Below are 25,522 nucleotides of genomic sequence, written 5' to 3'. Positions count from 1 at the left end.
GTCAGGCAAGACTTTCGAAAGGGTGAGCAAGGTGGGCCAGCGCAGCCTCCGCTGCGACGACGCCGCGGTAGTGCGCCTCCTCGAACAACGAAAGACCGGACAGATCCGAGTGGGCGAAGAGAACGGGCGGTTTTGCGTCGATCGCAGCCCTGCGGGCCGGGTCGGACAAAAAGCCCGGTGTAGGGCTGATCATGGCATGGCCCCAGCGCCAGACGTCGATCCTGTCGATTGCGCCCATCAGATCGGGATTCATCGTCAGGAGATCATCCGCGATCAGCCGTTGCCACGCTTGCAGCGTGCGCGTCATCATCAGCTTCCGCGCTTCGCTTGGAGCGGTCCTGGACAAGGGCAAATACCAAGTCAGCACGGTGGGGCCATTACCGCCACTTGCCGACTGGTGCGTCGCGACGACATAACCGAGGCTGTCGCTGCCGGTCGAGACATTGTCCCACGCAAGGCTGACGCCTCGCCCCTTCGGATGCCGATTGACGGTCACATTGGCCACGACCCAGGGCGCATAGCGAAAACGCCCTTCGCTGGCGTGTCCTGGGGCCACACGCGCGGCAACAAAATGCGGCATGGCGACGATCGCGCAAGCCGCATTCCACCGGGTGGTGGACCCGGCATTGTGGTCAAAGGCATCGACCACGGCGTGGTCGCCGTGCTGCGCGATCGCACATACACTGTGGGCCGCGCGGACATGATCGGAGACGCCGTCACGCAGCAGCGAGACGAGACGCCCGTTCCCTTCGGGCCAAGTGAGCTCACGATCGCCGTCGTTGCCCGCAGCCCACCCGCGGCGCGCCGCGAAATAGTGCACGCCCGCCCATGCCGATACCTCTTCCGGTTCGGTCCCATAGTCATCCCGGCAGCAGTAACGCAGGTAGGCCCGTAGCACGGGAGAGCTGTAGCCGCGCTGATCGAGCCACTGCGCAAACGAGAGTCGATCAAGCCCGGTGTAGGCGGGATCGACGCTCGAATAGGCGCGGGGGATGGCGAACGCAGGGCGCCCATCCGTGCCCACGGCATTGCGAAGCTGCGCCATTTCCTGCGCAAAACGATCGCGTTGGGCGACATCTTCTCTCGTCAGTCCGCTGGACGGATACAACCCTTCTTGCCAGCTTCCCCGCCACAGCAGGCGCTCTTCAAGATCGGCGCAGAGTTGATAAGGATCGTAGAGCGGCGCGCCGCCTTCCTCGCCCACGATCATGCCGAACTCTTTCAGCATGTGCCGCAGGGCCACCGCTTCCTTATTCGGCACCGGTAGATAGTGGGCGCCAAGTGGATAGGCGCTCACCGGGTTGCGGCCAGATCGCGCATTGCCGCCGACCTTGTCCTCCAGCTCCAGCAGCACGAAATCGTCGAAACCGGCGGCCTTGAGCCGCCAGGCAGCGGAGAGCCCAGCCACGCCCCCGCCGGCGATCAGGATCGCCGCCTGCTGTTCTGCCCCGTTTGCAGGTGGAAACTTGCCGTCGCGGACGAGGTGGCCGCGCCGCCAATCCGATCCGTCCAATGTGCCAGCCATGGGCGGCGTGGCGCAACTGCCCAGAGAAAGGGCGCCTGCTCCGGCGGCGCCAGCCCGAAGGACATCGCGCCGGGTGGCATCAGCCATCGTAATGCCCCCATTCCTCGGCAAAGCTGCGCACCAGCGCCTGGTTGTCGAGGCGGTTCACAGGCGTAGGGCGGCGCGCCATATCCGGCGGGAAATCGAACATGGCCCGTTCGCTGGCCTGCGTCAGGAACCGAAGCCCGGGAGGAAGGGCCACAGCATCCCCCGGCGGGCTGTGTGCAGCCATGGTGAAGCCCCATTCGCCGAAGCTGGGAACATAAGCGTGGTAGCCGCGTGCCGATAGCCCAGCAGCTTCAAGCGTGCTTGCCACGGTCCAGTAAGAGCGTGGCGCCACGAGGGGCGACGTGCTCTGCACCGTGAGCACGCCGGCCGGGGCCAGCAGGCGTGCGACCTCGCGATAGAAACTCTCGGTATAGAGCTTGCCGAGCGAAAACTCGGTGGGATCGGGAAAGTCGATCAGGATTGCGTCATAGGGCCCGGCCGCCTTTCTGACCCAACGGAACGCATCGCCATTGATCACCTGCATCTTCGGAGAGGACAGCGAATGCCGGTTGAGTTGTGCAAGCTGGGGTACATCCCGGAACAGGTGCGTCATTTCCGGGTCGAGATCGACCAGCGTCACCTTCGATACGCGCGGATCGCGCAGGACTTCACGTGCGGCGAGACCGTCGCCGCCGCCCAGGATCAGCACCTGCCGCGGATGAGCAACGCGGCCGAGCACGGGCCAGACCAGCGCCTCGTGATATCGGTATTCGTCGCGCGTCGAGAACTGCAGGTTGCCGTTGAGGTAGAGGCGCAGGTCCTCGCCCCGCCGCGTGATGGCGATGCGCTGGTACGGCGTCGAGCGGGCATAGATGACAGGCTCGCCATAGAACGCGACTTCCGACCAGCGCTGGATATGGTCGGCTGCAAACAGGCCGGCGACAAGCGATGCGAGCACGATGAGGGCCGCAACGAGATCGCGACCAATACTCTGTCGTGCGCGCAGGGCGATAAGCAAGGCGACCGCCACGCCGACATTGGCCAGACCGAACACAAATCCGGTGCGGATCATGCCGAGCCAGGGCACCAGGACCAGCGGGAACAGCAACGAGGCAATGAGCGCCCCGATGTAGTCATAGGTCAGGACGTTCGACACGAGATCGCGAAAGGCGAAGCGATGGCGCAAGATGCGAATCAGCAACGGGATTTCCAAGCCGACAAGGATGCCGATCGCCAGCACCAGCGCATAGAGCACGACCCGGAAATCCTCGACGATGGGGAAGAGCAGGAACAGCCCGGCGCCCGACCATCCTCCCAGCGCGGCGATCAGTATCTCGACGCGGACGAACACTCCGATCTCGTTGTGCCGCACATGGCGCGACAGGTAGCTGCCGATGCCCATGGCGAACAGATAGCTGCCGATCACGGTCGAGAACTGGGTGACGCTGTCGCCAAGCAGGTAGCTGGCGAGTGTCCCGGCGAGCAACTCGTAGATCAGGCCACAGGTGGCGACGACCAGGACCGATACCAGCAGGATGATCGCGAGGGATCCAGGAGCGTCCGGTTGGGTTCCGCCGTCATCCCCCGTGAGCGGATCAACCATGCACGGCAGCAGCGATAATGTTGGAAATCCCGATGGCCACAGCCCCGGCAAGCAGCGCCACGGCCATGTTCTTGCGCTCGATGATCTCGCGCCACAGCTCGCCGGGCGTCAACTTGTCGACCAGCACGAAGCTCACGATGAATATGACGATGCCGAGCGCTGCATAAAGCACGGTTGCGAGGAAAACATCGAGGGTCAGCATGGGCACAACTCCATCGTGCGAAAGGTGGACTACTTGTGGGTGGGGCCCCGATAGCCGGTAGAGACAGGTCGTTCGTCGTCGGAGAAAGGCGACCAGGCGAACCACGTCGCGATGCCCGCCAGAATGATCAGGAAGGCGCACCAGGCGGAGAAGAAGATCAGGCGCTTGCTCATCTCAATCCCGGTGCCTCCGCCACAGGATCAGGCAAGGCGCGCCGAACAGCAGGATCGCAAAAATCCAGAACATGCCCCACGAATGCCCGCCGGTGCAGGCGTTAAACCACATGGATATGGAATCCGGCGCACTCCATGGGTGGTCGGGATCCGTCGCATTTGCCGGCGGGTCGGTTGGCCAGCCGTGTGATCCGGTATCAACGTAAACATCGTAGCTACCGCGCGGAACGCCGGCAAACTGGGTCTCGCCATGATGGCTGCCCTCGGTCCAGCGACCGTCGCTGTCGGTGCCGGTGTAGTATTCCACGATGCCATAGGCATCGATCGACTGCTGTGTGCGGCGGTTGACCAGGCTGTAGTCTAAATCCACCCAGCGGTTGCTGAAGTCATTGCTGTCCGCCTGGATGGTGACGAACTGCCAGGGGCGCGTAACCTCGATCGTGCCGATCTTGTGAGTCGCGGTAGCGGCGCCGACAACGACATCGAAGCGATTGTTGGCGCACAGGTGCGGCCGGCTCATCAGGTCCTGGACGATCCCGATCATGAGCAGCGCGCCCAGCGCCATCAGAAACATCATTGGCAGGTCGTTTTCGCCCGTGCCTGGGGCCTTGAAGAAGCCGTCCGGTATGGCCTTGAGGCCTGCCCTCGGCTTGTAGCGCTGCCGGACGGCGAATGCCTCCTCCACCTGGCGCCGGTCGACCGGGACGAGGTGTGTCCATGTAACCTCATCCGTGGCAGCTTCACGCGACAGGAAGCTGCTGCCGCATGCGAAAGTCGCGCACTGCACGCGATCCCCTCGCGACACGCGCCAGTAGAATTCGCCCAGGACAGTCGTGGTTTCGACCGTCGCATCGTCATCAAGCTGGTAGGTCTTTCCCCGCCATTCGATCGAAGCCCCTGCGCCATCGGGCCGATCGAGCAGCATCGTGCCGAATTGCCATTCGCCATCGGCAACGACCAACCAGCGGTATCCGGCGTAGGGATTGAAGAGAAGGTATTCCTGCCAGATCGCTCCCGGGCTCCGCCGGCGCAGTGCCCCGATCGCTTCCCACTCCACATCGAATAAGGTGCCACGCGTGCCAAGTTCGATGGCGAAATTGGCGTTGGCGCGCTTATAGGCGGTGATCAGCCGGACATCTTCGTGGGCGACGTCGAGCACCGATCCGCAATAGCGACATGCGAGGGTGACGGTGTAGCCGGCAGCCCGTACCTCGATCGAACCGCCACACGACGGACAAGTGACGGCTCGGGCCAGGGTCATGCCAGCGTTCCAGGAATGGTCCAGCCTTCGATCCGGCGCAGGTTCTTCGGCTGCAACCCTGCCAGATCACTCCAGCGCCCGAGCCATGCCGTCGTCCCATCATCGTCGCGCTGAACCGAAAGCGCATCGCCGTTGGCGTTACGGAAATCGACGTTGGTCATGGTCCGGCCCGGAAGCGTCGCGAAAGGCAGGTCGCCTTCGCTGCCAAGACAGGATGCTTCCTTCACGTCTGTTGCCTCGAGCCACTTGCCGCCAGCCTTTACGGTAGCCCCCAGGGCAAAGGGGTTGCCGTCGGCGAAGTTCCTGATGGCAGGCACCGCCAGGACGGCGGGGTATTCGCTGGTCAGCATATACATGCCCATCGCCTCGCCGAGCCAGTAATGCCGGCCATCGTCGGCGCGCAGGAACCATTCGTTCCAGGAACCATCCTGCCAGCCCCAGCGCACACGGCCAACCGCCACCGCGCTGTTTCCATCAAGGGCGAACGTCGTCCCGATCTGTATCGGAGAAACGTCCAGGGGTAGGCTGGCAACCGTTCCCACAACCTCGGCAGCGCCGTCCCGCCGCCTGACGAGGCTTTGGCAGTAATTGCAGGTCGAATACGGCAAACCCGGATCGCGCAGCGGAAGCAAAGCCTCACATGAGGGACAGTTCACGCTTTCCATTCATCCGGCCCCGATTACACTCAGCGTATCCGGCTGAGCAGCTCGGCCTTCTTGGCGTCGAACTCTTCCTGGCTCAGGGCTCCGATGGTGACCAGGCGGTGCAGCTTCTCGATTGTCGCCAGGGGATCTTCGGTCACGGCGGCCGGCTGCCCCATCGGCGTGGCGCCCAGTCCCTGGGCCATCGCACCGCCAAGGGCGGTCGCCGCTGCCATGCCTGCGCCGATACCAGCCATCCCGGCGTCGTTGCCCGCAGCCTGCTCGATCGCCTCGGCGGCCTGGAAGCGGGTGTAAGCGGCAAGATCGCCCAGCACCCGCATGGAACTGCCCTTGTCGAGATGGGCCTGCACTTCGTCCGGTAGCGAGACACTCTCGACGTAGAACGAAAGGCAGGTAAGGCCCCACTGGGCGAATGCTTTGTCGACTTCGACCTTGATCTTGTCCGACAGTGCTTGCTGGTTGGCTGCAAGATCGAGAAAGGCAATGCCACTGCCGCCCAGCGCTGTTGCAATTGCGGTCTGGATCGCGGCCCGCAGCTGCGGTTCGAGCGATGCGACGGTCACCCCGGACATGGTGCCCAGCACCCGCGATACGAAAGGCGCAGCTTCGCTCAGGCGGAACGAGTAGGAGCCGAACGCGCGCAGCCGCAGCGCGCCGAACTCGGTATCGCGGACCGTGATGGGCTGCGCCGTGCCCCACTTCAATCCTTGCTGTTCCTTGAGCGAAAGAAACACGACGTCCGACTTGAAGGGCGAACGGAAGCCCTTGTCCCAGTTCATCAGGTCCGAGAGCAACGGCAGGTTGGCGGTTTCCAAGGTGTGCAGGCCGGGCCCGAAGTAGTCGGCCATCCGGCCTTCGTTGACGAACGCGGCGATTTGCCCCTCACGCACCGTCAACTGCGCGCCATGCTGGATCTCTTGATCCGCAAAAGGCACACGCCAGGCCAACTGGCCGGGCTCTTCCAGCCACTCGATGATATCGACGAATTGCTTCTTCAGGAAATCGAACATGGTCACCTGCCGGTCGGCTACTCGCGTATCCTACAACATACTACCGCACCGGCAATGCTTTGCCGTCGCGGTGCGAAGCAGGGCGGGCTTAAGCGGGTGTCTGGCCCTGGCAGGCAACCTGTCGCTGAACATGTCGCGCGGGACCAGCGCGGCGTGCGCCTGTTCCGAGACATGTGCCGGTCGTTGGACGAGGCACAGCCTTTGCCAGTGATCGTAGGCGCTCTCGCGTCGCCCCTCCCCTCCTTGCTAGGCACGCATGTGATCGTGCCCGCCTTTATCTTGCCAAGGACAATATCGATCTCGTGGTGCAGATCGGCGAATTGCCGGAAATTCCGAGGATTATCGCCCGCCGCCTTGGCGCCGTGGTCTCATAACAATCCAGCTAGAACCGAAAATGGTGCTCGACGGCAGTCTTCTGACGCCTTCGACGATCCGCGCCGGGCAGGGATTGGGGCTGGTCCCATATTGGCTTGCCCGCGGTGCGATTGCCGATGGCAGTCTCGTCTCGGTCCTGGAAGAACTTGTGGCCGGTCACCTGCCGATCCACGCGCTGTTGGATCGCGTCACCCACCCTGGTTCCGCGCCTGCGCATGACGACCGACGCCATCGTCGAAGCTGTGCGAGGGGCCGCGGTTGCTGGACTGATCGGCTGAATTGATACCAGGTTCCTGGCCGGTCGTCGCGGCGCGCAGCAAATGCGCTGCTGCACAGAACCTTTCCTCAGCGGGGAGAAACGGGGCGGTTTCAGTCCCCCGTCTGGTCCCCCGTTTTGCGGGCACTGGGAGGATACACGTTGGGTTGCGGTGAGGCAAGAAATGGCTGTTTTCAGCCATTTGGAGATTTCATGAGCAGCCCTGGGATGGGTGCTGGTGCGGTCGAGAAGACTCGAACTTCCACGGGCTTTCGCCCACAACGACCTCAACGTTGCGCGTCTACCAATTCCGCCACGACCGCATATCGCATCCGGGGCATGGCCTGGGGCCAGATCCCGTCGGGGTAGGAGCGCGCCCCTAGCAGGGGATTTGGGGGCCTGCAACAGGGGCGAACACTTTTTTATCCCCAGGGCGCGCTTGGTTCGGGCTTATTCGGGCTTCCAGCCGATTTCGGCCGACTTGGCGCTCTTGGGCACGTCGGTCACCGCTTCGTTGATGGTCACGCTTTCGCCCGGGCGCAGCTTGTCCTTGGGCGGGGCGACATCCCAGGTATAGACCACGCGGTTTTGCGCATCGCGCAGCACGATCAGGATCGGCGGCACTTCGCGCAGGTCCTTGCCCACGTTGGTCACCGTGCCGCTGGCACCGAAATAGGCCGTGCCGTTGGGCAGCGTGCGCCGGTCCTGCCGCGCGGGCGGGAACGACAGCACCAGGTCGGGACTGCCATTGCCGAACGTGGGGCGGTTGACCGGCAGCCAATCGGGCAGGCCCAGCCAGGACACCAGGCCGATCATCGCCGCCACAGCCAGGGCAAAGGTGACGCCGGCCGCCGTCCACAGCCGCGCCGGATTGCGGCGCGGGCGGAACGGAGGCTCGTGCTCGAAGCTGGACACCGGCGATACGAATTCGCTGGCCGGTGGCGCGGGCTGGCGCGGCGGTTCGGCACGGGGCGCGGGGGCCGGCGGTGTTTCGGCAGCGGGCGATGGCGCGGCTGCCGGTGCCACTGGCTCTGTCCGGGGTGCCGGGGCGGGCCGTTCGGCCGGCGCGGCTGCGGGCGATCCCGCCCCGGATGATGCAGGGGGAGCATCGGGCGATGGGCGCGCGGGCAGTTCTGGGCCGGCCTGGAACCAGCTGTGCCGGCACTTGGCACAGCGCACGGTGCGGCCGTCCACACCGATCGCACTGTCGGGAACGACATAGCGCGTCGCACAGGCGGGACAGGCGATTATCATGGGAACGGTCTAAGCATGGCGAGAGGGGCTGAAACAATAGGGAGCAAGGGGGCAAAACGCCCATGCGCCCTTTTTTCCACATGCATTGACGCGTATAGGCCCTATTGCCAATCGCGCAGCTGCGGCACATTGCCAATCGGCGAGTGCGCCGGCATGGTCTGCGCCGCTGGCGATCGACCAAACACGCGAACGGGGCTTGACCTTACTTCCATGAACCAACCCGCCGCCGAGATTGTCCAGTTCGACAATGTCGGGCTGCGGTATGGTGCCGGCCGCGAAGTGCTGGCCGACGTTTCGTTCACGCTTTACCCAGGCTGCTTCTATTTCCTCACCGGCGCCAGCGGCGCGGGCAAGACCAGCCTGCTCAAGCTGCTCTACCTGGCCGGGCGCCCCTCGCGCGGGCTGATCCGCATGTTCGGCACCGATGCCATCACGCTGCCGCGCGAACGCCTGCCCGGCTTTCGCCGCCGCATCGGCGTGGTGTTCCAGGATTTCCGCCTGGTGCCGCATCTTTCGGCATGGGACAACGTCGCCCTGCCGCTGCGCGTGGCCGGGCAAAGCGAAAAGGACATCGCCAAGCCGGTGTCCGACATGCTGGAATGGGTGGGACTGGGCGACCGTTTCCAGGCGCGCCCCGCCACGCTTTCGGGCGGGGAACAGCAGCGCGTGGCCATCGCCCGCGCCGTGATCGCCCGCCCCGACATCCTGGTGGCCGACGAGCCGACCGGCAACGTGGACCCGGACATGGCAATCAAGTTGCTGCGCCTGTTCGAAAGCCTCAATCGCCTGGGCACGACGGTGGTGGTGGCCACCCACGATCTGCACCTGATCCGCAAAGTGCCTGATTCGCTGATCATGCGGCTGGACAAGGGCAAGCTGGCCGACCCCACCGGCGCGCTGCGCTATCCCCCGCGCCGCCCGATCGAGGGGGGCGGCGCGCCCGACAGCCTGATCGGCCCCGGCCCTGCGGGCGGGAACCTCCTGCCATGAAGCGCCTGGCTGCGTCCCTGCCCCGCACGCTGCGCGCCTGGGGCGGCGAGGGCGAATCCCCGCTGCTGCCCGAAGCGCGCCTGTCCGGGCCGATGCCTTGGGTGATTGCCATCATGATCGCGCTGACCGTGGTGGCCGCTGCCAGCGCGCTGGCCCTGCGCCATGCCGCACAGGCGGCCAGCGCCGACCTGGAAGGCGGGGTCACGGTCCAGATCGTCTCGGCCGCGCCAGCCGAGCGGCAACGCCAAGCCGATGCGGCCCTCGCCGTGCTGTCCCGTGCGCCCGGCGTGGTCAGCGCCGCGGCTGTGCCGCAAGACCAGCTCAATGCGCTGGTCGAACCGTGGCTGGGCACGCGCACCGGCGATGACCTCGACGACCTGCCGATCCCCGCGCTGATCGACGTGCGCCTGGCGGGCGCTGCCACCCCGCCCCGGCTCACCGCGTTGCGCACGGCGGTGGTGGCCAAGGCGCCCGCCGCGCGGGTCGATGCCCAATCCAGCTGGCTGGCCCCGGTGTTCCGCGCGATCGGTGCGCTGCAATGGGCAGCGGGCGGCCTGATCGCGCTGTTTGCCTTTGCCACGGTATCGGCGGTGCTGCTGGCCGCGCGCAATGCGCTGGGCACCCATCGCGAAACGATCGAGATCGTGCACATGCTGGGCGCCACCGATGTGCAGATCGCCCGCGTGTTCCAGCGCTCGATGGCCACGGACGCGGCGATGGGCGGCGTGGTGGGCCTGCTGGCGGGGGTGATCACGGTACTGGGCCTGGGCCGGCAATTTGCCGCGCTGGGATCGGGCATGGTCGCCCAAGGCTCGCTCGCCTGGACCGATTGGGTGGTGCTGGCCGGCATTCCCATCGCCGGCGTGCTGCTGGTGATGGTTACCGCGCGGCTTACCGTGCTCTCTGCCCTGCGGCGCATGGTATAACGCCCATGGCCATGCGATACCCCACCCCCATGAGAACAGTTGCGTCATGAGAAAGCCACGTGGCCTTTTCCGCCGGATCGGTTCGGCGCTGCTGCTGGTGTGGGTGCTGGGCTTCCTGTGGTTTGCCTGGTTCCTGCCCCAGCCGGCCAGCGATAGCGTGCGCACCGACGGCATCGTCGTGTTGACCGGCGGCGGCGGGCGCATCCCCCGCGCGCTGGCCATGCTGCACGCCGGCAAGGCACAGACCATGCTGGTCAGCGGCGTGGACCGCCAGGTGCGGCCCGGCGAATTCGCCGCCGAATACAAGGTCGATCCCGCGCAGCTTGCCTGCTGCATCACGCTGGGCTTCGATTCGGTGGATACCCGATCCAACGCGCGCGAGGCAGCCGACTGGATCGCGAAGGCCAAGATCCGCTCGGTGCGGCTGGTCACCACCGATTGGCACATGCGCCGCGCCACGTTCGATTTGTGGGTGGTGGCGCCCAAGGGGCTGGTGATCGTGCGCGATGCCGTGCCATCGCGCCCCAGCCTCAAGATCCTGTTCCTGGAATACAACAAGCTGCTGGCCCGCATGGTGGCGTGGCTGGCGGGATGGTGACGAACGCGTGGACGAAAATCCCCCGACTTTGGCCGAAATCGCGCGCAGCGTGATCTTCTACATTCTGTTCTATGGCTTCACCGTGGCGCTGCTGCTGGTGATGATCGTGGTGCTGTGGCTGGCGCCGCGCGGCGTGCCGGCGATGGTTCAGGCCTGGACCATGGTGCACCGCGCGCTGGTGCGCCATGTGCTGGGCATCAAGGTGGAAGTGGTGGGCACGCCGCCCCAGGAAGGGGTGTTCTATGCCCTGCGCCATGAAAGCTTTTTCGAGGCGATCGATTTGCCCCAGGTGCTGCACCGCCCCTGCATCTTTGCCAAGATCGAGTTGATGCGCATTCCCGTGTGGGGCCGCGCCGGCTGGGCCTATGGCCTGATCGGGGTGGAGCGCGAGGCTGGCGCCAAGACGCTGCGTACCATGCTCAGCCACGCCCGCGCGCGGCTGGCCGAAGGGCGCCCGCTGGTGATCTTTCCCGAAGGCACCCGCGTGCCGGTGGGCCAGCGCGTGCCGCTGCAATCGGGCTTTGCCGGGCTGTACAAGCTCCTGTCATTGCCGGTGGTGCCCGTGGCGGTCCACAGCGGAGCGCTCTACCACCGGGTGTGGAAGCGGCGGGGCACGATCCGCTATGTCATTGGCGAGACGATCCCCGCCGGCCTGCCGCGTGACGAGATCGAGGCCCGCGTGCTCGACGCGATCACCGCACCCACGCCATGACCGAACCGCCCGCCCAGGAAACGCGGAAAGGCGGCTCGATCTTTTCCGCGCTGGGACCGGGCCTTGTCACCGGGGCGGCCGACGACGATCCCAGCGGCATCGGCACTTACAGCCAGGTCGGCGCGCAGTTCGGCTTTTCGCTGTCGTGGGCGATGGTCTTTGCCTTTCCGCTGCTCGCCGCGATCCAGGCGATCTGTGCCCGCATCGGCGCCACCACCGGGCGGGGCATCGCCACCAACCTGCGCCGCCACTATTCGCCGTGGCTGCTGCGCGGCATGGTCGCCTTGCTGCTGGTGGCCAACGTGATCAACCTGGGGGCAGACCTGGGCGCGATGGCGGCGGCCGTGCACCTGCTGCTGCCCGGCCCGCTCTTGCTCTATACCCTGGGCTTTGCCGTGATCAGCGTCACGCTCGAAGTGCTGGTGCCCTATGCGCGCTATGCCGGCGTGCTCAAGTGGACCACGCTTTCGCTGTTTGCCTATATCGCCGTGCTCTGCGCCACGCCGGTGGATTGGCCTGCCGTGTTGCGCGGCATGGCCGTGCCCGCCTTTGCGCTGGACCACGATCACGCCATGGGCCTGGTGGCGCTGCTGGGCACCACGATCAGCCCCTACCTGTTCTTCTGGCAGGCCGGGCAGGAAGTGGAAGAGCAGCGCCGCCGCCACGTGCGCCCGCTTTATCTCGCGCCGCGCCAGGCCGGGCCGGAACTGCGCCGCATCCGCACCGATACGCTGGTGGGCATGGGCTTTTCCAACCTGACCGCGCAGGCCATCGTCATCGCCACCGCCGTGACGCTGCATGCACATGGCATTCTCGACATCACGTCGGCCGATCAAGCGGCCATGGCGCTACGCCCCTTTGCCGGCGATCTGGCCTTTGCCCTGTTTGCGCTGGGCATCGTGGGCACGGGGCTGCTGGCAGTGCCGGTGCTGGCCGGCTCGGCCGCCTACGCGCTGAGCGAGGCGCTGCGCTGGAACGAAGGGCTGGACCGGGCGCCGCGCGATGCGCGCGCATTCTATGTGGCCATCGCGCTGGCGACGTTTGCCGGCCTGGGCATGAATTTCCTTGGCATCAACCCGATGCGCGCGCTCTATTGGACCGCGGTGATCAACGGGTTGCTGGCCCCGCCGCTGATGGTCGTCACCATGCTGATCGCGCGCAATCCGCGCGCCATGGGCCACCTGGTCATCTCCCCTGCCCTGGCCGCGCTGGGCTGGGTGGCCACGGCGGCGATGACGGCGGTGGCCCTGCTGTTCCTGTGGGCCTGAAAGACGGACGATGACCACGCCACCACGCATCCTCTCCATCGCCGGTTCGGATTCGGGCGGCGGCGCCGGCATCCAGGCCGATATCAAGACCATCACGATGCTGGGCGGCTTTGCCATGACGGCGATCTGCGCGCTGACCGCGCAGAACACCCTGGGGGTCAGCGCGGTGGTGGCGGTGGCGCCCGAAATGGTCGCGGCGCAGATCGATGCCTGCGTGGCCGATATCGGCGTCGATGCCGTCAAGATCGGCATGCTCGGCTCACCCGCCATTGCCGCCGTGGTGGCCGATCGCCTGGAAGCCTTGCGCGTGCCGATCGTGTTCGATCCGGTGATGATCGCCACCAGCGGCGCCGCGCTCGCCGATGCGGCCACCATCGCCGGGTTCGAACGGCTGATGGCGCTGGCCACGCTGACCACGCCCAACGTGCCCGAGCTTGCCGCCCTGGGCGGAGACGCCGCGATGGCCGCGCGCGGCATTGCCTATCTGGCCAAGGGCGGCGATGCCACCGGGCCGGTGGTGGAAGACCGGCTGGTGGTGCCGGGCGGCCAGCCGCGCCTGTGGCACGCCCCGCGTATCGCCACGCGCCACAGCCATGGCACCGGCTGCACGCTATCGAGCGCGATTGCCACCGAACTGGGGCGCGGTGCATCGCTGGAACAGGCGGTGGAGCGCGCCCGCGCGTTCGTGCGCGCCGCCCTCCTGGCCGCGCCCGGCCTGGGCGGCGGGCATGGGCCGATGGGGCACTACGCGGTGCGTCTGTAAGGGCCCCTCCACCAGCCTGCGGCTGGTCCCCCTCCCCGTCGCTACGCGACAGGGAGGACTTGCTCGATCCTCCCCATGCAATGGGGAGGGAGGCCGCCGGCGCACCGGGTGGTGGAGGGGCTCAGGCCTTACTCCCCGCCGCAATCCAGTTCATAGAACTTGACGATCTCGGCCCAGGCTTCCTCGGCGGTTTCCACCGGCTTGAACAGGTCGAGATCCTCGAAATTGATCACCCCTTCCTCGGCAATGGCGCGGAAGTTGATCACCTTGTTCCAATAGTCCGCCCCGAACAGCAGCACCGGAATGGGCTTCATCTTGCCGGTCTGGATCAGGGTGAGCAGTTCGAAGAATTCGTCGAAGGTGCCGAACCCGCCGGGGAACACCGCCACGGCCCGCGCACGCATCAGGAAGTGCATCTTGCGCAGCGCGAAATAATGGAACTGGAACGAGAGGTGCGGGGTCACATAGGGGTTGGGCGCCTGTTCGTGCGGCAGCACGATGTTGAGGCCGATCGAATCCGCCCCCACGTCCACCGCGCCGCGATTGGCCGCTTCCATGATCGAGGGGCCACCGCCCGAGCAGACCACGAACTGGCGCTTGCCTTCCTCCACCACACCGCAGGTGGAGGCATAGCGCGCGAGCTTGCGCGCCTCTTCGTAATACTTCGACTTGGCCACCAGCCGCTCGATCACGGCCTTGCGTTCGGGCGTGGTGGCCGTGGCGAGCGCGGCTTCGGCCGCTTCGGGCGCCGGGATGCGGGCCGAGCCGTACATCACCAGGGTCGAGCCGATATCGGCCTCTTCCAACAGCATTTCGGCCTTGAGCAGTTCCAACTGGAACCGCACCGGGCGCAGTTCCTCGCGCAGGAGGAAATCGGTATCGCCAAAGGCCAGGCGATAGGCCGGATCTTGCTGCTGTGGGGTGATCTTGGGGTGGCTTTGCGCGAACCCGGCTTCCTGCTCGGCCTTGTAAAACTTACGATTGACGAGCTGGCGATTGATTTCTTCTTCGGTCATTTGCCGCAAGGTGGGCTTGCCCGCGCCGCTTGGCAAGCCCATCCGCAATAGTTTCAGATGTTGTTATCTTTGCTGAAACCGGGGCCACGGTTGCCCACCGGGCCACGATCAGACCAAGGCGCCGACCAGCATCTGCAAGGCAGCGCCGTAATACTCCTGCGCCAGGCCCAGCGGCGGCTGGGTGCCGATCAGCTTGGCGGCAATCGCCGCGCCGCCGTTGGAAATGGCATATGGCGCGCGCTCTCCGGTGTTGAGATCGATCCAGGCGGGAATGGGCTGGCCCTGGGCCAGGCATTGCCGCCAGAAATCGGCCACCGGCTTGGCCAGGCTGGCGCGGTTGCCGGCCAAGGCATAGAGCGGCACGCGAATGGCATCGAAGCCGAAGCGCGGATCGTGGCCGGGTGCCAGCGCGAACTGGCCGGGACCGGCCACTTCCACCCAATCGGCGGGCAGGCCATATTGGCCAAAGCGCGCGCCTGCCACGATCGTGGTGGCATCGTCTGACAATTGCTGCCACACGCCGGGCCCATCCCACTGCGCAAAGCTGCGGAACGCGGGCCAGATGAAATACGACGGGTTGACGATCACCCGGCCGTTTTCCTGAAAGCCTTCCAGCCCCGGCAGCAACAGCTTCATGCCAAAGCGATCGACCACCAGGCGCTGGCGGATCGCCGCGCGGATCGCGGTCGAGCGCGCGCGCCATTCGGCCACGCCCCAATGCTGCGCGGCGCGCTGCAGGGCCCAGGCGATCAGGATGTCGCCATCGGCGGCATTGTTGCGATCGGGCACGCGATCGGGGCTGTTGGGATCGTATTTCCACGCATGCAGCGCCACGTCGCTGCGCAGCAAATTGTCGTTCGTCCAATCCGCGATCAGCTCGAATGCGGCGCGATCGCCTGCCTCCAGCGCGAGCACCAAGCCATAGCTCTGCCCCTCGCTGTGGCTGATGCCGCCGTTCTGCGGATCGACGATCCGGCCCGAGGGATCGAGAAAGCGGGCCTTGAACGTATCCCAGTCGCTGTTGCTGCCCATGGCCTTGCTTTGCCGTCCCGGCGCACAAGCTGCCGTCAGCGCCACCAACAATCCGAAACCGAACCCGCGCCGATTGATCTCACCGCCAGTCTTGGCATCACTGGCGCCCGCACCAACAGACTTAACGACCATGCCGGATTTCAAGCGTCTGCCCTTTCCATTCCGCCGTGGTCGCCAGCGCATGGCTGCTGCCCATCATGCGGAACCACGTGTCATAGGTGCCTTCCATCAAGGGCGGCAGCAGCGCCTTCCATGGGTCGGCGATCTCGGCTTCGGTTTCGGGATAGAGCCCTTCCTGGCGCACCACGAGCGCGCTGTCCTCGACCGTCACCACCGCGCTGCCCCAGCCAAGCGTTGCCCACAGCGCGTTGATGCGCGTGGTCATCGTGCCCAGGTCTTCCACGTCATCAAGCGGTACGACCGCCGCGATGCGCTTGCCCACGGCCACGTAAAAGCCGTGGCTCTGCTCTTCGGTGGCAGCGCTGGAAAGTTCGCGGGCGATCATGGCCACCAGGAAACTGGCGCCGGCGGGCGGTGTGGCGCGAAACGCGCTCGACACGCGCGGTGTCTTTGGGTCCTCAAACATCATTTGGTTGCTCCCAAACTCTGGCGGATGCCGATGGTCGAACGAAGCTCGTCATAGCTGCCAAAGGTGTTGTAACTGGCCTCTCCCCCGATCCGGGTGGAGGGGCTGATCTGGTAATAGAGCGAGCCCTCGGCCGAGAGGGCAAAGCCGGTCTTGCTCAGGCTGTCATAGCGGGCACGCACGTCGCTATCCTGCGACTTGAGCACGTTGAGCTGGCCCTGGCGGGTATCGTCGGTGGGATAGAGCGCAGCGTCCTTCTGGCTGTAGCTCTGATAGCCCGGCGTCACCGCCGCCCGCAGGCTCAACTGGTCCTTGTCCAGGCTGTAGCGCACCGGGAAGCTGACAGAGAGGAAGCTCTGCGGGCTGAAATAGCCGCCATGGCCATAGGTGAAGTAGTTCTGCGGGTTGTCATAGGACTGGTAGTTGACGTTGATCCCGCTGGTCAGCGCCGAATGTTCGGTGCGATAGACCCGCAGATAGCCGCCGACATTGGCTTCGACGCCGTGGTTCTTGCGCACGTTGGTGCCGCGGTAGCGGTTGTAGGCCACGGTGCCATATGCACCGCTGCCATTGCGATCGACCGAAAGCCCGGCGCCGCCACCCAGCCGCATGACCTGGCCCCAGGTCTCCCCGGAAACCGGATCGCGGGTGCCGGCATAGGAAATCACGCTGTCCGTCACCGGGCGGCGTTCCACCCAGGCCTGCGCCTGCGTGCCGTTGCCCAGGCTGGGCGTGACCCCGGCGTGGAACGACACTTGCGTCTTGCCCATGCCGATCGGCGTGGTGCCGACATCGGCATGCACCACGCTGCTGTCATAGCCGGCGCTCAAGGCCAGGCCCGACTGGTGCTGGGTCTCGGCCTGGACCAGGGCCGAAGCCTTCTGGTCGACGATCGCCTGCGCCTCGATCGTGGCATTGGTGCCAAAGCGCGCCAGGCCCGATCCGGTCGGCCGGCCAGAATCGATCACCACCGCTTCGGCGCGGGCGCGCACGCGGCCACCGGCAAGGCCGGTGGAAATCTCGGCCGATCCGCGCAGGTCGCTCAATTGCGATAGCCCGGTCTCGCCCTTGCGCTCGCGGTACGACGTGCCCAGGTCGATACGCGGGCCGCTTTCGCGGGTGAGTTGGGCAATGTCGCCCGAAATCTTGGCCATGACCGGATCGACCGGGCCACCGCCAGCGAGCGGCGCTGCCGCATCACCGAACGGCGAAGCGGCCGGCGCCGGGGCCGTGCCGAACGCCGGGGCGCCAAAGGCCGGCGCCGGCAGGGCACTTTGCCCAGTATAAGCAGACGGCGCGGCATAGCCGCCAGACGCCGCATAGCCGCCGCCGCTGTTGCCGCCATCCATCACCGATCGCGCATTGCCGCCCTGCCCTGCGCCACCGGCATAGCCCGGCGCCGCATAGGCGGTTGCCGTGCCCAGGCCCGGCGCGGCGCCATAGGCGGGCGCGCCGAAGCTGGCCGGTGCGGCATAGGCCGGAGCGCCGCCAAAGCCGCCCGTCATCGGCACGACTTGCGCCGTGGGCAGGCGCGTGCCGCCCCCCAGGGCAAAGGGATTGATCTGCGGCTGGGGCTGTGCGGCCGGCTGGTCGCGGAACGGGTTCCCGCTCGCCACGCCCATGGGATCGGCGGCAAAGGGATTGCCGCCAAAGGCATCGATGCCGTTGCTGCCGGTTTGCCGGGCATAAAGCGCGCGGGCCTCTTTCAACAGGCGCACCGCCGTGCTGCGATCGCCGCGCGCCTGGGCCACCTGGGCCAGTGTCAGCCGCACCTGGTAATCCTGGGGAAAGGCCTGGAGCGCGCGGGTTGCCGCGCTTTGCGAAAGATCCTTGTCGCCGGCGGCCTGCGCGGTCTGCGCCAGGCCAAGCAGCGCGTCGCGGTTGCGCCCGTCGCGCGTCAGCACGATCTGGAACGTCTGCGCGGCGCGCGCGGACATGCCGCCCGATTGATAGAGCCGCGCCAGGGCCGAGAGGATTTCCAGGCTATCGGGCGCAGAGCCCCAGGCCCCGCGCAGCACGTCGAACGCCTGGGCATATTGGCCGTTGAGGCGCAGGCGATCGGCCTGCCCCACCGCCAGGCCCGCCGACATGCGCGCCAGCGTGCGTTGTCCTTCGGGCGAGGTATTGCCCAGCGTCGCGGCCTTTTGCAGCGCGGCGCGGGCCAGGTCGTCGCGCCCGGTCTTGGCCAGCACGCGCACCACCGCGTCATAACCATCCAGGTCGCCGATATCGCCGCTCATCGCCTGCTGGGCAAACTGCCCGGCGCCCACACCATCGCCCAGGTCGAACAGCGCGCTGGCAATCGCGGCGCGGCGCGCGGCGGGCAGAGTCTTGATCGCGCCAAGCTGGCGCAACGCGGCAATCGCCTGGTCGCGCTGGCCATTCGCGGCCATCGCCTTGGCACGTTCGATCGCGCTGTCGGTCTTGATGCCCAGGGCAAAGTTGCGCATCGCCGGGGTGCGCTGGGTTTCGGGCACGCGATCGATCAGGGCTTCGGCCGCGGCATTGCGGCCCAGATCGGCATCGATCAGCGCGGCGGCGTAAAGCGCATCGGGATCGCTCGCCTGGGTCAGCGTGCCGATCAGCGATTCCGCCTCGATGCTGCGGCCATGGCGGATCAGGAAGCGCGCGAATTCATAGCGGATCCACGGATCGGTTTGATCCAGCATCAGCCCGCCCTGGAATTCCTGCTCGGCGGTCAGATCATCGCCCCGCGCCACGGCGGCCAGCGCGCGGCCACGCGCGGCGCGGCTTTGCAAGCGCTGGTCGGTCTGCGCGCCGGCGGTTTCGGCGGCCTGGCGATAGAAATCGGCCGCGTCGGCAAACCGGCCCTGGCGTTCATAGATATCGGCCAGCAGCTCCAGCGCCGGCCCGGTCTGGGCAAAGCCCGAGCGCACCAGCGCTTCGGCCGTAGCCTGGGCCTGGTCGGTCTGCCCGCGCGCCAGCAGGGTGCGCGCTTCGTCCATCCCGGCATAGAACCGCGCGGCCGCCAGCGCTTCGGCCCAGCGGCCCGGATTGGGCTGGCGCGAAGCCTGTTCGAGCAGATCGCGCGCTTCGGCAAAACGGCTTTGCCGCAGGCGCACGATGCCAAGACCGCCCAGCGCATCGCCGTCGTTGCGGTTGACGCCCAGCGCCTTTTGGAAACGGCTGGCGGCGGCATCCAGGTTGTTGTCGTCCAGCGCGTCGAACCCGGCCATGCGCTGCTTGCCCGCAGCGTCGGCGGCGCGCTGGCGCGGGGCAGGCGCGGCCTGGGCCACGGGCGCCGGGCGCGGGGCAGGCTGTGGCGCGGCGCGGGCCACGGCCGGGCGAGGCGCCGGGCGCGGGGCCGGCTTGGCCGGCGCGGCCTTGGGCGCTGCGGCCACTTTCGCCGGCGCGGCTGCCGGTGCCGGCGCGCCGCCTGCCAGCGCGCGGCGTGCCTCGGCATTGCCGGGATCGAGCGCCAGCGCCCGGCGCAAGGCCTGCTCGGCCAAATCCTGCCGCCCCTTGGCTTTCCAATAGAGCCCCTGCGCGATCAGGGCCTTGACCCCGGGCACTTCGGCAAAGGCCACCTGGGGCACCGCGAGCGGAGCGACAGAGGCCAGCATGACGGCAACAGCGGCACGGGGGAAAGCGTTGGCGGCGGACATCTCATTCATCCTTTGCACCCAGGCGCAGGCGGGCCTGGCGGCGGAAGTAGGCATAGGCAGGGCCGGTCAGCCCCAGCGCCAGAATGAGCGTGCCGAACGCCATGAGCAAGGGGCGTTGGCTGAACCAGAACGCCACTTTCATCCAGATCGGCAGGCTGCCCACCCAATAAGTGGACCCGATGGCAAAGCTCGCCATGCCATCGCCGGTGGTCACCGACAGGTCTCCCTGGATCTGGGCGTTGATCTTGGCGTCGGCCATGCCATCGACCAGCGGCGGCAGATCGGCGGCGTCATCGGCCACCAGCGCCACCACCGTGCGGTCGGAAGCATAGGGCGATTGGAAGCTGACGATGCCGGCAAAGCCGCGCGCGGCGTGGATCATCGGCTCGACATCGGCCTCGTTGGTCAGGCCGCGATCGGAAAACAGCGAACTGACATATTGCAGCGGGCTCTTTTCCGACACTTTCAGCCCGCGCCCGTCCCAATGCAGCGGTGCATTGGCAAAGACCTGGCCGGCGCCGGCAATGGCCGAACTGCCGATCACCAGGATGTCCTGCCCGGCCAGGCGATCGGGATCGATGCCTTCGGCCACGGTCACCCCGGTGGGGGCGACGCCGGTGCTGTCGCCAAAGCGGCCCATGAGATTGAGGAACGCCTGCACCGATGCCGGGGTGGGATTGCGGCTCATCAGCACGGTCGTCTCGCCCAGGTCGGGGCGGATGGTGAAGGGATAGCCGGCCCCGGCAAACGTGGCGAGGTCGGGCATTTCCAGCGCGTGATAGGCGTGGCTCAGGTCGATGGTGGACGTGGGATCGATCGCCACGCGCACGTTGTCGGGCAGCGTGCCGGTGCACTTCTGCTTGTCGGCCAGAATCAGGTTGTAGTCGAAGACCAGATCGTTCTGCCCGAACAGATTGTAGCGCGGCAGGGTCAGGCTGGCCGATCCGTCAAAGCTCTTGGCCCCTTTCGATCCGAACCAGTCGCTCCACCAGCTGCCTGCCAGCGGCAGGGTCTTGAGGAACTGGCTGTTGATCGAAATGTCGAGGCGCGAGGCCTTGCGGTCCATCCACTTGGCCAGCGGATAGCGATAGGTCAGATTGAGCGTACCCCCCTGGCGCGGCCAGAAGAACAAGTCGGGCGCCACGCGGAAGCGCGCGGTCAGCGGGCCAGGCGGCAGGCCCATGCCCTGCAGGGCATAAGGCTCCATGATCTCGCCCAGCTTGACCGCGTGATCGGTGGTGATCCAGCGCGGCGCGCCATAGCGCGGATAGGTGGGCACGCGCGCGCCGTCGAAATTCATCTTGGCGCCGCCGAACACGCCGCGTCCCGAGGAAACGGCCGCCGCCGCCACGCGCAGTTCGCCATCGTCGCGGCCCATGATCACCAGCACGGTGCCAAAGGCGTCGCGCGGGTTGCGCACGACCACCGCCGAAGCGCCGGTGACCGGGATGTTCAAGCCCGGCAGGCTCTGCCCGGCCTTGAGGAAGGCAATGACGTTGCCGGTCGGCATCTGGCCATAGAGCGGCTGGAACGAAAAGCCGCGATAGCTGGCCATGGAGCCCAGCCAGCCGGCCATGGCCGCAGCCGCTTCCAGTTCGCCCTTGTGGGGCTGGCCGGCGAACACGAACGGCATTTTCAGCGTGGTGTTGGTGGCGCGATCGAAAAACGGCCCAGGCAGGCGCGAAAGATCGGGCACGTTGGGCAGCGCCTGGGTGGTGATGTCCAGCCACGAGCGCGTGTTGCTGACATTGGCCCACAGCACCGAATTGAACGGGTCTTCGCAATCGCGGGCATAGTGGCCGATCAGGCGCAGGTTGAGCTGGTTGTCGCCAGGCAGAAACAGTGCCGGGTTGATCGGCAGGGTCAGCACCTGGCCGCCCGAATCCTGCGGGCGCAGCGGCACGGTCTGCACCACTTCGCCGTTCACCAGCACGACCAGTTGCGACAGATCGCCCAGCATCGCCGGGGACCAGGCCAATTGCAGGGTGATCGACGCATCGGTCACCACCTGGTTCTTGCGCACGCCAAAGGGGATGGAGATTTCGCCGCGCGTGCCCTGGAGGCGCACGGCGTTCTTGATGCGCAGGTCCTTGAACGTGAGCCTTTCACGCGCCACGCCGCCGCCACCGTTCGCAGCCGGCGCTGCCGCCGCCGGCGCGGCAACCGGGGCCGCCTGCGCCTGCTGCGGCGCCAGCAGCCCGCTGCCCAGCGGCAGGGCCAGCAGCATCGCGGCAGCAGCCGCCAGGGCGGAACGCTTCTTGCGCTTTTCCTTGCCGGCCGCGGCCGCAGCGTCGGCCTGCGCCTGCTCCTGCGCCAGCCGCGCGGCGGCCTTGGCCGCTTCTGCCGCCCTGCGCTGGTCTTCCTTGGCAGCCTTGCGTTCGGCACGGTTGAGCATGAGCATGCGCTTGATCGTCAAGACATCGACCAACAGAATATCCCTCAGCGAACGCAGGCCGGGTACGATTTCCGGCGGCGCGGCGCGCTGCCAGGCGTCCGCCCGTCCCATAACGGCACGAACAAGCCTGCGCTGCCCCAGCGTGTCAAGCGGCTGATAGCGAACATAGGCCCGTCCGCGCGTGCGGCGCACGGTTTCCACCGGCACGGCCAGGCGATCGTCACCCATGGCCAGCACGATATCCGTGACCGTGGCATCGCCCACCGGCAGTTCGGCCGGGAGTTCGATGGCCGCGCCACCCATCGAGATGTCGATCGTGGTGCCATCCACCACGTGGCCCGAGGAAAAGTGAACCGCCACGGGCAGTTCGGCACTCACGCGGATGGTCTGGCGGGCCTGGCGTGTTTCGCGCGCCACCGAGACGGCAGCGGTCAGGATGATCAGGCTGAACAGCGCCCAGGCCACGTTGAGCGCCAGGGTATCGAGCTGCACGTTGAACAGGTGCTGGAAGAACACCCGCTTGATGACCGCCAGCGCGATGCCGAACACGATCGTGCCCATGCAGATCAGGTGCGGCTTGACGATCGCCCAGTCAAAGAACGTGCGATCGAGCAGGTCGCCCTTGTCGGTCACGTTGAACTTGCCCTTGCGCGGGTTGAACCAGGTCATCACCGTGGGCGCCACCAGGTGGAACGCCAGGATCGTTTCATAGACCTCGCCCCAGAACGGGCGGCGTTCGCCGGCCTGCGAGCGTTCGCTGGTCACCTGCGAACAGAACAGGTGCGGCGCGGCATAGGCAAAGATCAGCGAGGCGGAGGCCGCGATGATGTTCTGGCCAAAGATCAGATAGGCCAGCGGGCTGGTGAGGAAGCAGATGCGCGGCAGCGGAAACTGGAAGTGCAGCATGGCATTGAGATAGCAAAGCCGCTGCTGCCACTTGAGGCCGGGGCCCATCAGCGGGTTCTCGATGCGCAGGATCTGCGTCATCCCGCGCGCCCAGCGGATGCGCTGGCCGATGTGCAGCACCAGGCGTTCGGTCGCCAGGCCCGCCGAAAGGCGTGCGCCGATATAGGCGGTGGACCAGCCGGTACGCTGCAGCTTCAGGGCCGTGTGCGCGTCTTCGGTCACCGTCTCGCCGGCGAAGCCGTTGGTTTCCATCAGCGCTTCGCGGCGGATCACCGCGCAGCTGCCGCAGAAGAACGTGGCGTTCCACAGGTCGTTGCCGCCCTGCACCGGGCCATAGAACAGGTCGCCTTCGCCCGGCATGTTCTTGGCGGTGGCCAGGTTGCGCTGCACCGGATCGGGCGAATAGAAGAAGTGCGGCGTCTGCATCAGCGCCAGCTTCCGCTCCTTCTGGAAATAGGCGACGGTCAGCTGCAGGAAGGCGCGCGTGGGCACGTGGTCGCAATCGAAGATCGCGATCAGTTCGCCTTCGGTCTTCTTCATCGCGGCGTTGAGATTGCCGGCCTTGGCGTGCAGGTTGTTGTCGCGCGTGATGTAGCCGCAGCCTGCCTCGCGGGCGAAAGCGCGGAATTCCGGGCGGCGGCCATCGTCCAGGATGTAGACGTTGAAGCGGTCGTGCGGATAATCCATGTCCATCGCGGCGAACACGGTGTTGCGCACGATTTCCAGGCTCTCGTTATAGGTGGGGACATAGACGTCCACCGTGGGCCAGGTGTCGGGCTCGCCTTCGATTTCCACCACCGGGCGGTTGAGTGGCCAGGTGGTCTGCAGGAAGCCCAGGATCAGCAGCACCCAGGCATAAAGCTCGGCCAGGTACAGCCCGGTGCCGAACAGGAATTCCAGCGGCGTGCCGAACGACAGCGTCTGCGTGGTGCGCCAGAAGATGTAGCGGGTGGAGGTGATGATCGCGAGGATGCCGATCGCCAGCGAGCCCTTGCGCGATTTCCAGCGCGACAGGGCCATCATGCCCACGATCGTGCCACCGGCCAGCATCCACTGCTGCTTGAGATCGAGCGGCACGCCGATCACCACCAGCGCGGTCAGCGCCAGCAGGATGAACGTGCCCAGGCGCACGAGATGTGCGGGGTTGCGAAGCAAGGCGATCATGCGGCGCGGTTCTTTCCAGGCTGGCCTGCCGGGGCAGCGCCGGCGGCGTCATCGGGCAGCGGCGCGCCGCCATCGGCATCGAGAATGTCGACCAGCAGGTCGGCCACGCTTTCGCCCAACGCAATGGTGTCGGCCAAGGCGGCGCTGTGCGGGGCATAGCGGCCGAGCGGCTGGAGCATGGCGCACGCCTCGATCACCGATTCGTCACGCCGCACCTGGCCCAGCAGGCGGTCGCCCAGCAGTTCGCGCAGGAAGCCCACCGAATGGCGCGCAAAGCGGCGGGTGTCTTCGACCATGCTCATCACGAAGCGGGTCTTGGCCAGGCCCGCATCGTTAACCGCCGGCAGCATCATCAGGCATTCGGCCGTGGCAGTCAGCGGGCAGATTTCCAGATCGGCATAGGGCAGCAGCAGATCGCGCAAGTGCTGGTCACCGCTGGAGATATCGGCCACGAACAACTGCTCGCCATCAAAACCGATTTCGCCCGCAGCCAGGCCTTGCGCAAAATCGTCCTGCCGGGCCAGTGCCGCCGCGCTGCGCAGGGCCACGCCCTGGACCGAAGCGCTGGCCGCTTCCTCGGCCGGGGCATCGAGCGCGGGCAGCGCCTCGCCGGGGCCAATGCCAAAATGCAGTTGCAGCGTGCCACTCTGCGCGAAATCGAGCGCGGTCACGTCGTGCCCGGCGCGCGAGAGAGCAATCGCCGTGGTCGCCGCCAGGAACGAATTGCCGGTGCCGCCACGCGGACTGTGGAACAGGATCAGGGCCATCAGGCGTCTCCCCCCTCGACCGCATCGGACAGGCGTTGCAGCAGCGAGCGGATGTTCTGGGCGCGTTCGGGGCGGCCATAGCGGCCAAACAGGCTGGCAGCGGCTTCGGCTTCGGCTTCGCGCGGCTTGGCCGCGGCCGGCGCCGGGGCCACCACCGCACGGGCCTGGGCCCGTGGAGCGGGCATCCGCGCGCTGTCGCCTGGCTCGGCCGCTTCGATGGCCGAAACCTCTTCCTGCGGCATGATGCGCGGATCTTTCAGCAGGGCTTCGAAAATCGGCCAGCTTTCCAGGTCGGCAAAGCGATCGACGAATTCGCGATAGCGAAAGTCGCTCTTGCCCAGCCGCTCCAACAAGACCTTTGCATCTGCCCGCATAGCCCAAACCCCTGAGTAATCTACGCAGAGGTGTTGCAGACAATGGTTAAC

The 25,522-nt window shown here is 66.6% G+C and carries 21 protein-coding genes and 1 tRNA gene; 6 read left to right on the top strand and 16 right to left on the bottom strand.

Annotated elements, in window-relative coordinates:
* Nucleotide 1 precedes the first annotated feature (1 nt).
* From R9J51_RS05065 to R9J51_RS05025, 9 genes are all read right to left on the bottom strand, one after another.
* Nucleotides 2-1,612 carry an NAD(P)/FAD-dependent oxidoreductase gene (locus R9J51_RS05065; RefSeq protein WP_179506032.1) on the bottom strand — a complete coding sequence of 537 codons (1,611 nt, stop codon included), beginning with the start codon at nt 1,610-1,612 and terminating at the stop codon, nt 2-4.
* Nucleotides 1,605-3,155 carry a polyamine aminopropyltransferase gene (locus tag R9J51_RS05060; protein ID WP_179506031.1) on the bottom strand — a complete coding sequence of 517 codons (1,551 nt, stop codon included), beginning with the start codon at nt 3,153-3,155 and terminating at the stop codon, nt 1,605-1,607. Before R9J51_RS05060 ends, R9J51_RS05065 begins: the two co-directional genes overlap by 8 nt.
* Nucleotides 3,148-3,357 (bottom strand): DUF350 domain-containing protein, encoded by a 210-nt coding sequence (locus tag R9J51_RS05055; RefSeq protein ID WP_022676066.1) that lies wholly within the window; start codon nt 3,355-3,357, stop codon nt 3,148-3,150. Before R9J51_RS05055 ends, R9J51_RS05060 begins: the two co-directional genes overlap by 8 nt.
* A 29-nt stretch (nt 3,358-3,386) precedes the next feature.
* Nucleotides 3,387-3,530, bottom strand: a complete 144-nt coding sequence (locus R9J51_RS05050; protein WP_169475530.1) for a hypothetical protein — start codon at nt 3,528-3,530, stop codon at nt 3,387-3,389.
* 1 nt (nt 3,531) lies between these two features.
* Complete coding sequence (locus tag R9J51_RS05045; RefSeq protein WP_179506030.1) at nt 3,532-4,791, bottom strand: DUF4178 domain-containing protein; 1,260 nt, start codon at nt 4,789-4,791, stop codon at nt 3,532-3,534.
* Nucleotides 4,788-5,456 (bottom strand): DUF4178 domain-containing protein, encoded by a 669-nt coding sequence (locus tag R9J51_RS05040; protein ID WP_179506029.1) that lies wholly within the window; start codon nt 5,454-5,456, stop codon nt 4,788-4,790. Before R9J51_RS05040 ends, R9J51_RS05045 begins: the two co-directional genes overlap by 4 nt.
* A 20-nt stretch (nt 5,457-5,476) precedes the next feature.
* Nucleotides 5,477-6,463 carry an SPFH domain-containing protein gene (locus tag R9J51_RS05035; RefSeq protein ID WP_168555985.1) on the bottom strand — a complete coding sequence of 329 codons (987 nt, stop codon included), beginning with the start codon at nt 6,461-6,463 and terminating at the stop codon, nt 5,477-5,479.
* An 867-nt stretch (nt 6,464-7,330) separates the two neighbouring features.
* Nucleotides 7,331-7,417: transfer RNA gene (locus R9J51_RS05030), tRNA-Leu, on the bottom strand.
* A 127-nt stretch (nt 7,418-7,544) separates the two neighbouring features.
* Nucleotides 7,545-8,348 (bottom strand): zinc-ribbon domain-containing protein, encoded by an 804-nt coding sequence (locus R9J51_RS05025; RefSeq protein WP_179506028.1) that lies wholly within the window; start codon nt 8,346-8,348, stop codon nt 7,545-7,547.
* Between the two features lie 210 nt (nt 8,349-8,558).
* On the opposite strand from R9J51_RS05025, the gene ftsE reads away from it, so the two are divergent.
* Genes ftsE through thiD form a run of 6 tightly spaced genes read left to right on the top strand, consistent with a single transcriptional unit; the run spans nt 8,559 to nt 13,605 of the window.
* On the top strand, nt 8,559-9,338 hold the full coding sequence (gene ftsE / locus R9J51_RS05020) for a cell division ATP-binding protein FtsE (protein ID WP_179506027.1): 780 nt from the start codon (nt 8,559-8,561) through the stop codon (nt 9,336-9,338).
* Nucleotides 9,335-10,264: a cell division protein gene (locus R9J51_RS05015; RefSeq protein ID WP_179506026.1), complete on the top strand. Its 930-nt coding sequence runs from the start codon at nt 9,335-9,337 to the stop codon at nt 10,262-10,264. The genes ftsE and R9J51_RS05015 overlap by 4 nt, the downstream gene beginning before the upstream one ends.
* A 46-nt stretch (nt 10,265-10,310) precedes the next feature.
* Nucleotides 10,311-10,862 (top strand): YdcF family protein, encoded by a 552-nt coding sequence (locus tag R9J51_RS05010; RefSeq protein WP_168555981.1) that lies wholly within the window; start codon nt 10,311-10,313, stop codon nt 10,860-10,862.
* Nucleotides 10,863-10,869: 7 nt separating this feature from the next.
* A complete protein-coding gene (locus R9J51_RS05005; RefSeq protein WP_349237506.1) occupies nt 10,870-11,574 on the top strand; it encodes a lysophospholipid acyltransferase family protein in 705 nt (234 codons plus the stop codon).
* Nucleotides 11,571-12,842 (top strand): divalent metal cation transporter, encoded by a 1,272-nt coding sequence (locus tag R9J51_RS05000; RefSeq protein WP_179506025.1) that lies wholly within the window; start codon nt 11,571-11,573, stop codon nt 12,840-12,842. The genes R9J51_RS05005 and R9J51_RS05000 overlap by 4 nt, the downstream gene beginning before the upstream one ends.
* 10 nt (nt 12,843-12,852) lie before the next feature.
* Nucleotides 12,853-13,605: a bifunctional hydroxymethylpyrimidine kinase/phosphomethylpyrimidine kinase gene (gene thiD / locus R9J51_RS04995; protein ID WP_179506024.1), complete on the top strand. Its 753-nt coding sequence runs from the start codon at nt 12,853-12,855 to the stop codon at nt 13,603-13,605.
* Nucleotides 13,606-13,733: 128 nt separating this feature from the next.
* Here thiD and R9J51_RS04990 read toward each other — a convergent pair whose 3' ends face one another.
* The 7 genes from R9J51_RS04990 to R9J51_RS04960 form a co-directional block, all read right to left on the bottom strand.
* A complete protein-coding gene (locus tag R9J51_RS04990; RefSeq protein WP_168555977.1) occupies nt 13,734-14,621 on the bottom strand; it encodes an LOG family protein in 888 nt (295 codons plus the stop codon).
* A 108-nt stretch (nt 14,622-14,729) separates the two neighbouring features.
* Nucleotides 14,730-15,785 carry a glycosyl hydrolase family 8 gene (locus tag R9J51_RS04985; protein WP_169475539.1) on the bottom strand — a complete coding sequence of 352 codons (1,056 nt, stop codon included), beginning with the start codon at nt 15,783-15,785 and terminating at the stop codon, nt 14,730-14,732.
* Nucleotides 15,775-16,242: a cellulose biosynthesis protein BcsD gene (gene bcsD / locus R9J51_RS04980; RefSeq protein WP_168555975.1), complete on the bottom strand. Its 468-nt coding sequence runs from the start codon at nt 16,240-16,242 to the stop codon at nt 15,775-15,777. The genes R9J51_RS04985 and bcsD overlap by 11 nt, the downstream gene beginning before the upstream one ends.
* A complete protein-coding gene (locus R9J51_RS04975) occupies nt 16,239-19,865 on the bottom strand; it encodes a cellulose synthase subunit BcsC-related outer membrane protein (protein ID WP_432787857.1) in 3,627 nt (1,208 codons plus the stop codon). The genes bcsD and R9J51_RS04975 overlap by 4 nt, the downstream gene beginning before the upstream one ends.
* Nucleotide 19,866: 1 nt before the next feature.
* Nucleotides 19,867-24,330, bottom strand: a complete 4,464-nt coding sequence (gene bcsA, locus R9J51_RS04970; protein WP_179506022.1) for a UDP-forming cellulose synthase catalytic subunit — start codon at nt 24,328-24,330, stop codon at nt 19,867-19,869.
* Complete coding sequence (locus R9J51_RS04965; RefSeq protein ID WP_179506021.1) at nt 24,327-25,097, bottom strand: cellulose synthase operon protein YhjQ/BcsQ; 771 nt, start codon at nt 25,095-25,097, stop codon at nt 24,327-24,329. Before R9J51_RS04965 ends, bcsA begins: the two co-directional genes overlap by 4 nt.
* Nucleotides 25,097-25,471: a hypothetical protein gene (locus R9J51_RS04960; RefSeq protein WP_179506020.1), complete on the bottom strand. Its 375-nt coding sequence runs from the start codon at nt 25,469-25,471 to the stop codon at nt 25,097-25,099. Before R9J51_RS04960 ends, R9J51_RS04965 begins: the two co-directional genes overlap by 1 nt.
* Nucleotides 25,472-25,522: the final 51 nt, after the last annotated feature.

The organism is Novosphingobium rhizosphaerae (assembly GCF_050920675.1).
In the GTDB taxonomy this organism is placed as follows: Bacteria; Pseudomonadota; Alphaproteobacteria; order Sphingomonadales; family Sphingomonadaceae; genus Novosphingobium; species Novosphingobium rhizosphaerae.
This window is presented reverse-complemented; position numbering and strand designations above follow the sequence as displayed.